We start from the raw sequence: 7,579 nt of genomic DNA on the forward strand, positions 1-7,579 counted from the left end.
GTGGTGACCAACGAGCTGGTGTTCGCCGGCAACAGCGCGGTGCTCGAGCCCGAGGGCGCGGTGATCCTCGACGCGGTGCTGCCGCCGCTGCGCCGGATCGACAACCAGATCCAGGTGGACGGCCACACCAACCAGCAGAACGTCAGCACCGCGCCGTACCCCAGCGGCTGGGAGCTGTCCTCAGCCCGGGCGTCGTCGGTGGTGCGCTACCTGGTGGCACACGGCCCGATCGCGGCGAGCCGGCTGAGCGCGGCCGGCTTCTCCGACCAGCGGCCGTTGCTGCCGGCCAGCGACCCGCGCTCGATCACCCGCAACCGGCGGGTGGACATCGTGGTGCTGTCCAAGCTCCCGGCCGCCGTCCGCAGCCAGCTGCCGGTCCTGGGCAGGGATGCCGGCCATGGCTGAGCCGACCCCGCCCCAGCAGCCTTTCCGCACCGAGACCAGGAGCACGACATGACGATGACCGCGACCGACCGGCCCGACCGGATCGCCAACGAGGTTTCCAGCAAGGGCGGCCGGGCCGGCGCCAAGGGCAACCCGGCCGAGACCGGCAAGGCAGCCGGCAAGCAGCCGGGCAAGAAGAAGTCCAAGAAGAAGTTCATCGTGCTGGCCGTGGTGGTGCTGCTGCTGGGGGCGGTGGCGAAGTTCACCGTGCTCAAGCCGTCGGGCGCCGCCGCGGATGCCAAGCCGGTGCCCGGGCACGTGCTGGCGATGCCGGACATGACGCTCAACCTGGCCGGCGGGCACTACCTGCGGATCAAGCTCGCCCTGCAGACCGTGGAAGGGACCTCGGAGGAGTTGGACACCAGCGAGGCCTCCCAGGCCGTCATCGAGGTCTTCAGTGACCGTCCGGTGGCGGAGCTGACCGGCGAAGCGGCCCGGTCCAAGGCGAAGAAGGAGCTGCTGGTCAAGCTGCAGAAGGTGTACCCCAAGCAGATCATGGACGTCATCTACACGGAGTTCTTCACGCAGTAACCCACCCTTCCACCACGTGCTGCCACCTCCCGCCACCGGTGCGGGAGGTCCCGGCTGAGCCGGAGTGCTCAGGTCTGCTGCGTCCCGGTCGAACGTTGTTCATGTGGCAACGTCACCATCCGCGCATCTTGCACCGGTTCGTAGTCTGGCCCGGCGACCCGTAGAGGGCGAGGACGCGTCCGGTCCGCTGGCCTACGACTTCCGCCGGCCCACCAAGCTCTCCCGTGACCACGTCCGGGCGCTGCAGATGTGCTACGAGACCTACGCCCGGCGGGTGACCACGCTGCTCACCAGCGGCCTGCGCCAGCTCTGCCAGGTCAACCTGGTCGCCATCGAGCACCAGAGCTACGAGGAGTACATCTCCACCCTGGCGCCGACCACCATCCTGTCGGTGCTGGACATGGGGCCGCTGCCGGGCACCGCGCTGCTGGAGTTCTCGGTGCCCACCGCGCTGGCCTGCGTGGACTACCTGCTCGGCGGTCCGGGCGGTGACCAGCCCACCCGGCAGCTCACCGACTTGGAAAGCGGCCTGCTGCGCAACCTGATCGAGCAGATGCTCTCGGTGCTGCGCTACGCCGTGGAACCCACCATCGGACTGGACCCGGTGCTGCGCGGCCTGGAGTTCAACCCGCAGTTCGTGCAGGCCGCGGGCGCCTCGGACGGCGTCATCGTCGGCTCGTTCCAGATGCGGGTCGGCAACCAGGTGTGCGTCTCGACGCTGTGCGTTCCGTTCGCCGCGCTGCTGCCCCGGCTGCAGGTCGGCAAGGAAGGCCGTGCCCAGAGCCCCGCCGAGCAGCTGGCCGAGCAGCAGGCCGCCCAGCAGGTGCGTGCCGCGCTCGGCAACGTGCCGGTCGAGGTGTCGCTCAGCTTCGCCCCGGTGCAGCTGACCCCGAACGAGATCGTCCGGCTCGAGCCCGGCGACGTGATACCCCTGCGGCACCAGGTCACCACCCCGCTGATGGTGACCTCCGGCGGCATCACCTTCGCGCACGCCCTGGCCGGCCGGCAGGGCAGCCGGCTCGCCGGCCTGGTCGTCGGCAACAACAGGAGGAACAACCCGTGACCCAGACCATGTTCACCAACGAGCTCGCCCGCTCCGCGGCCCTGGCCGCACTCGCCAGCCTGCCGATCTCGGACCCGCTGGAGCCGGGAGTGGCCAGCAACGACCCGGACCAGTTGCGCTTCGACGGCGTGGCGGTGACCGCCCGGTTCACCGGCGGTTGCAGCGGCGAGGTGCTGATCGCGGTGGAGCGTGCGCTGGCCGATGCCCTGCAGAACTCCCCGCTGGGCGCGCTGGACGTCTCGGCCGCACTCACCCCCGCCCTGACCGCGGCGGCCGGGGTGGCCGGCACCGTGCAGATCGGCCCGGGCCAGGCGCTGGAGCCGGCGACCGCGCTGGCCGCGCTGCTCGGCAAGCCCGGTGCGCAGGCCGTTCCGCTGCTGTACCAGGGAATGCCGCGGGCCCTGGTGGGCATCGTGGTCACCGCCGAACCCACCGCGACCGGCCCGCAGGCGCCGCACTACCCGAGCCCGGAGGAGCTGCGTGCCACCGGTCCGTCCGGTGCGCCGGCGGCCCGGACCTCGCTGCGCACCGGCCTGGACCTGCTGCGCGACGTCAGCATGGAGGTCACCGCGCAGATCGGCAGCACCCGGATGACCATCAGCGAGCTGCTGTCCCTCAACGAGGGCGCGGTGGTGGAGCTGGACCGGGCCGCCGGCGCGCCAGCCGACCTGCTGGTCAACGGCCACCTGATCGCGCGCGGCGAGGTCGTGGTGATCGACGAGAACTTCGCCCTGCGGATCGTGGAGATCGTCGCCGACGATCCGGTGCCCGCGCGGTCGTGAACACCGTCGCCGTCATAGGCCGGATGCTGCTTGCCCTGGTCTTCGTGCTGGGCGTGATGTGGCTGCTGGCCCGCTGGGCCCGCAAACCCCTCGGTGGCAAGGCCGACCGGGTGATGGCGGTGCTGGCCCGGCAGCAGCTGAGCCGCACCTCCTCGGTCGCCGTGCTGCGGGTGATGGACCGGGCCCTGGTGCTCGGCGTCACCGAGCAGGGCGTGCAGCTGCTCACCGAGACCGAGCTGTCCGCGGTCGAGGACGCGCTGGCCACCGAGGCCACCACCGGCCGGAGCCGGGTCCGCGCCCGGGCCGCGATCACCGCCGGCCCGGACGGGGACGCCCCGCCCGAAGGACAGCTGCGGCCGGTCGCCGGCCGGGCGGCTGCCCTCGACGGATCGGTGCTCTCGCCCAAGACCTGGCGGCAGCTGGTCAACGCCGCCCGCGAGCTGACGGTCCGCCGATGAGGAAACTGCTCGTCACGCTGGCGCTGGCTGCCGGCCTGCTCGGTGCCGGCCTGCTGACCGGTGCCGCCTCGGCCGGGGCGACCACGCTGCCGGTGAGCACCGTCCAGCACCAGACCGCCGCCCGGTACGCGACCGCCGCGGAGCACGAGACGACGACGCTGCCGCTGCTGGTGCCGAAGCTGGCGCCGGTCGGGCCCACCAAGCCGGCTGGGCCCACCGGCACCGTCAACCTCGACATCAATCCCAAGCCCAGCACGTCGGTCAGCATCCTGCTGCTGCTCACCCTGCTGTCGGTGGCGCCGTCGATCCTGCTGCTGATGACCAGCTTCACCAAGATCTTCGTGGTGCTGGGACTGACCCGCAATGCCCTGGGACTCAACGGTGTTCCGCCCAACCAGGTGCTGGCCGGGCTCTCGCTGTTCCTCAGCCTGTTCATCATGAGCCCGGTGGTGAAGAAGGTGAACGAGCAGGGGGTGCAGCCCTACCTGCACAACACCAAGAGCCAGTCCGTGGCGTTCCGGGACGGCATCGCACCGATCCGGGAGTTCATGCTGGCCCACACCCGCTCGGAGGAGATCGCGCTGATGCTGCGGGCCGGGCACCTGCCGAACCCGCCGACGCCGGACAAGCTGGAGCTCACCACCCTGATCCCGGCGTTCGTGCTCTCCGAGCTGCGCTCGGCGATGATCATCGGCTTCGTGGTCTACATCCCGTTCCTGATCATCGACATGGTGGTCTCGTCCTCGCTGATGTCGCTGGGCATGATGATGCTGCCGCCGGTCTCGGTTTCGCTTCCCTTCAAGCTGCTGCTGTTCGTGCTGGTGGACGGCTGGGGGCTGATCATCAACTCCCTCGTCACCAGCTACTCCACCTAGCGCCGCCGGCCGCGACGACCACGCCAACCAGCCAACGCCAGAAGAGAAACCTTGCCGAAGGGAGGCACGGGTGACCGACACCGCGATCGTGCACCTCGGGCTGCAGGCGATGCTGATCGCCTTCGAGCTCGCCGCGCCGACGCTGCTCACCGCGCTGCTGGTCGGTTTCGGCATCTCGCTGTTCCAGTCGGCGACCCAGATCCAGGAGTTCACGCTGTCGTTCGTGCCCAAGGCGATCGCGGTCGGCATCGCGCTGCTGCTGTCCGGGCGCTGGATGATGCACTCGATGGTGACCTTCACCGAGCAGCTGTTCAGCCAGATCCCGAGCCTGATCAGCTGAGCGCGGCATGAGCATCGAGCTGGGCACCGCGAGCGTGGTGACGCTGCTGCTCGCCTCGATCCGGATCACCGCGTGGCTGGCGATCGCGCCGCCGTTCGCGACCGGCGGGGTGCCCAGGACCGTCCGGGTGATGCTGGCGGTGGGCCTGGCGCTGGCGGTCTCCAACACCGCCCGGGCGCACGCGCCGGCCGCCGAGCTCGGACCGCTGGTCACCAGTGCGGTCGAGCAGCTGGTGATCGGCGCCTCGCTGGGCTTCCTCACCCGGTTGCTGTTCACCGCGGTGGAGGCGGCCGGCGCGCTGATCGACTTGAGCGGCGGGTTCTCCCTCGCCTTCGCCTACGACCCGCTGTCGGCCTCGACCACCTCGGTGTTCGGCAAGTTCTACGGCCTGCTGGCGACCACCCTGATCTTCGCCACCAACGCGCACCTGGTGATCCTGCAGGGCTTCCTGCGGACCTTCGGCTCGCTGCCACTGGACGGCACCATGTCGCTGGCGCACCTGGACACCGAGCTGGTGCACGGTGTCACCGCCATGTTCGTGGCCGCGCTGCAGATCGCCGCGCCGCTGATCGCGGTGCTGTTCCTGGCCGACGTCGCGCTCGGCCTGCTCAGCCGGATCTCGCCGCAGCTCAACGTCTTCCAGGTCAGCTTCCCGCTCAAGATCATGCTGACCCTCGGCCTGGTGGGGCTGAGCTTCGCCACCATGCCGCGGATCGTCACCCAGCTCGGCAGCACGGCGGCCGAGCTGATGATGCGGATCGGGACGGCCGGCTGATGTCGGGCAAGCCCGCCGGGGAGAAGACCGAGAAGGCCAGCCCGCGCAAGCTGAAGAAGGCCCGGCGGGACGGCCAGATCGCCCATACCCCCGAGGTCGGTTCCTGGTTGAGCGTGCTGGCGGCGAGCTTCGTGCTGCCGGCGGTGGGCCGTTCGCTGATGGATTCGGCGCGTACCACCTTCGTCCAGGTCGGCTCGGTGATCGCCACGCCGGACACCGGCCGGGCGCTGGCGATCACCCGCGGCGCGGTCACCTCGGCGGTGCTGGCCACCGCTCCGCTGGCCGTCCTGGTGATGGTCACCTCGGTGGCCTCGGCGGCGATGCAGGGCGGCATCTGGGTGGCGCCGAAGCTGCTGATGCCCAAGCTGACCCGGCTGAACCCGCTCAGCGGGCTGAAGCGGATGTTCGGCCCGCAGGGCATCTGGCAGCTGTTCAAGTCGCTCGGCAAGCTGGCGGTGCTGTCGGCGGTCACCTACTACTCGGTGCGCGAACTGGTGCCGACGCTGATGGCGGCGGGCTCGCTACCGCTGTCCTCGGTGCTGGACACCACCACCGACGCCGCGCTGCGGCTGATCCGGCTGGGCGCGGGTGCGGGGTTGCTGCTGGCCTTCGTCGACGCCGCGGTGGTCCGCCGGCGCACCAACAAGCAGCTGCGGATGACCAAGCAGGAGGTCAAGGAGGAGCACAAGAGCACCGACGGCGACCCGTTGCTGCGCAGCATCCTGCGCTCCCGGGCGCTGGCCATCAGCCGCAACCGGATGATGGCCGACGTGCCGAGCGCCGACGTGGTGGTGGTCAACCCGACGCACGTCGCGGTGGCGCTGCGCTACGACCCGGCCCGCGGCGCGCCGCGGGTGGTGGCCAAGGGCGGCGACCATGTCGCGGCCCGGATTCGTGAGCTCGCCGAGCGCAGCCGGGTGCCGATGGTGGCCGACGTCCCGCTGGCCCGCACGCTGTACCAGACCTGTGAGATCGGCCAGGAGATCCCGCCGGACCTGTACCAGGCGGTGGCCACCGTGCTCGCGTTCGTGATGCGGCTCAAGCGGCGCGGATCGGCAGCCGGCCTGCACCGGATGCAACCGGCCTGAGAAGGGGGACAACCCCCCGCAGGTTGCCGCGCTGTTCGACGAGTTCGACGCCTCTGCCTCCCGCGTGTGCGAGTCCACAGTCCTTGCCCTGGGGATCGAGGTACCCGAGGGCACTGACACCTTGACGGCTATCAGCGTTGAAACGAGCCGTTTAGAGCGCGAGGTGGGTCTGCGGGTAGTCGATCTCGATCTCGATCTCGTGGACGAGGGGGAGATAGCGGAACGCCTCGGTAGGTCTCGCCAAGCCATCAATATGCTGGCCAAGGGGGAACGCGGCTCCGGGGACTTCCCTACGCCGTTCGGGTTGCCTGGCGGTAGGCGGGTGTGGACGTGGGCCGCAATAGCTCGATGGGTACGCCTGCACAAGCCCGATTGGGACGACCCAGCTGAGCCCGATCACCTGTCTCGTGGGGAGCAACGCGAACTCGCCGCATGGCTGACGAAGCGCACCCAACCCTCCCAGCTCCGACGCTGAGACGCGGCAGCTCCGCTGGAAGCAGGGGGATTTCAGCCGCGCGGCTTACCAGCGGTTGGGGTCGTTGCGGATGACGAACTTGCGAAAGAAGACACCGGTGCCCCCGCACAGTTCGCCGTCCCGGCGCTGAAAGTGCACCATGTCGGCGGCGTCCGCCGGTGTGAACGTCTGGTTGCAACGGTCGCAGCAGGCTTCCCTGAGACCGTCGTCCAGCCGACTCCGGTTGGACTCTGACATCGGTATCTCCCTCGCCCCACCTTTTGCCTACACCCGTTCCATCGGCGTGTCGGCAGGCGGGATTAGCTCCTCGGCCGGCTCAGGTCGCCGGCCCGGGTGCCGAATAGTTCATACGCCAGGACGGCGACAAAGCAGACACGGACCGGTCTGCACCAGCAGGGCAGTACCTGACCTTGTCGCCGCGATGAGCCCCGAAGGTGTATGTGAATCCCAGACGGTTGAGTCAGCTGGCCGTGCCGATCGGCGTGGTGGCCATCATCCTGATGATGGTGGTGCCGGTCCCGTCCGGAGTGCTGGACTTCCTGATCGCAGTCAACATCACCGGCGCGCTGCTGATCGTGCTGGTCAGCATGTACGTCGAGCGGCCGCTGGACTTCTCCAGCTTCCCGTCGCTGCTGCTGGTGGCGACCCTGTTCCGGCTGGCGCTCAACATCTCCGCCACCCGCCAGGTGCTCGGCAAGGGCTACGCCGGCAAGGTGATCAACGCCTTCGGGCACTTCGTCATCGGCGG

The 7,579-nt window shown here is 69.7% G+C and carries 11 protein-coding genes; 10 read left to right on the forward strand and 1 reads right to left on the reverse strand.

Annotation, left to right across the window (positions count from 1 at the left end; genetic code table 11):
- The 9 genes from VLJ82_RS15925 to VLJ82_RS15965 form a co-directional block, all read left to right on the forward strand.
- Positions 1-405, forward strand: a 405-nt coding sequence (locus VLJ82_RS15925) for an OmpA/MotB family protein (RefSeq protein WP_408664348.1), incomplete at its 5' end; no start/stop codon positions are given.
- 48 nt (positions 406-453) lie between these two features.
- On the forward strand, positions 454-975 hold the full coding sequence (locus VLJ82_RS15930) for a flagellar basal body-associated FliL family protein (RefSeq protein ID WP_408664349.1): 522 nt from the start codon (positions 454-456) through the stop codon (positions 973-975).
- 103 nt (positions 976-1,078) lie between these two features.
- The gene (locus VLJ82_RS15935) at positions 1,079-2,038 is read left to right on the forward strand and encodes a flagellar motor switch protein FliM (RefSeq protein ID WP_408664350.1); all 960 of its coding nucleotides are present in this window, start codon (positions 1,079-1,081) and stop codon (positions 2,036-2,038) included.
- Positions 2,035-2,820, forward strand: a complete 786-nt coding sequence (gene fliN / locus VLJ82_RS15940) for a flagellar motor switch protein FliN (RefSeq protein WP_408664351.1) — start codon at positions 2,035-2,037, stop codon at positions 2,818-2,820. Before VLJ82_RS15935 ends, fliN begins: the two co-directional genes overlap by 4 nt.
- Entirely contained in the window at positions 2,817-3,278 is a 462-nt protein-coding gene (locus VLJ82_RS15945) for a FliO/MopB family protein (protein WP_408664352.1), read from the forward strand. Before fliN ends, VLJ82_RS15945 begins: the two co-directional genes overlap by 4 nt.
- Positions 3,275-4,153, forward strand: coding sequence for a flagellar type III secretion system pore protein FliP (gene fliP, locus VLJ82_RS15950; protein WP_408664353.1), 879 nt, complete (start codon positions 3,275-3,277; stop codon positions 4,151-4,153). The genes VLJ82_RS15945 and fliP overlap by 4 nt, the downstream gene beginning before the upstream one ends.
- Positions 4,154-4,223: 70 nt before the next feature.
- The gene (gene fliQ / locus VLJ82_RS15955; RefSeq protein ID WP_408664354.1) at positions 4,224-4,493 is read left to right on the forward strand and encodes a flagellar biosynthesis protein FliQ; all 270 of its coding nucleotides are present in this window, start codon (positions 4,224-4,226) and stop codon (positions 4,491-4,493) included.
- 7 nt (positions 4,494-4,500) lie between these two features.
- The gene (gene fliR / locus VLJ82_RS15960) at positions 4,501-5,268 is read left to right on the forward strand and encodes a flagellar biosynthetic protein FliR (protein WP_408664355.1); all 768 of its coding nucleotides are present in this window, start codon (positions 4,501-4,503) and stop codon (positions 5,266-5,268) included.
- The gene (locus VLJ82_RS15965) at positions 5,268-6,356 is read left to right on the forward strand and encodes an EscU/YscU/HrcU family type III secretion system export apparatus switch protein (protein WP_408664356.1); all 1,089 of its coding nucleotides are present in this window, start codon (positions 5,268-5,270) and stop codon (positions 6,354-6,356) included. Before fliR ends, VLJ82_RS15965 begins: the two co-directional genes overlap by 1 nt.
- A gap of 520 nt (positions 6,357-6,876) precedes the next feature.
- Here the strand turns inward: VLJ82_RS15965 and VLJ82_RS15970 are convergent.
- Positions 6,877-7,068 (reverse strand): hypothetical protein, encoded by a 192-nt coding sequence (locus tag VLJ82_RS15970; RefSeq protein ID WP_408664357.1) that lies wholly within the window; start codon positions 7,066-7,068, stop codon positions 6,877-6,879.
- Between the two features lie 263 nt (positions 7,069-7,331).
- On the opposite strand from VLJ82_RS15970, the gene VLJ82_RS15975 reads away from it, so the two are divergent.
- Positions 7,332-7,579: FHIPEP family type III secretion protein (locus VLJ82_RS15975; RefSeq protein WP_408664358.1), on the forward strand; the 248-nt coding region annotated here is incomplete at its 3' end.

This window comes from Jatrophihabitans sp. (assembly GCF_035474675.1).
Classification (GTDB): Bacteria; Actinomycetota; Actinomycetes; order Mycobacteriales; family Jatrophihabitantaceae; genus Jatrophihabitans_A.

Bases quoted from the DNA above. Each gene is read 5' to 3' on its own strand.
- VLJ82_RS15930 (WP_408664349.1), top strand. From the start codon at position 454: ATGACGATGACCGCGACCGACCGGCCCGACCGGATCGCCAACGAGGTT.
- fliP (WP_408664353.1), top strand. From the start codon at position 3,275: ATGAGGAAACTGCTCGTCACGCTGGCGCTGGCTGCCGGCCTGCTCGGT.
- fliR (WP_408664355.1), top strand. From the start codon at position 4,501: ATGAGCATCGAGCTGGGCACCGCGAGCGTGGTGACGCTGCTGCTCGCC.
- VLJ82_RS15965 (WP_408664356.1), top strand. From the start codon at position 5,268: ATGTCGGGCAAGCCCGCCGGGGAGAAGACCGAGAAGGCCAGCCCGCGC.
- VLJ82_RS15970 (WP_408664357.1), bottom strand. From the start codon at position 7,068: ATGTCAGAGTCCAACCGGAGTCGGCTGGACGACGGTCTCAGGGAAGCC.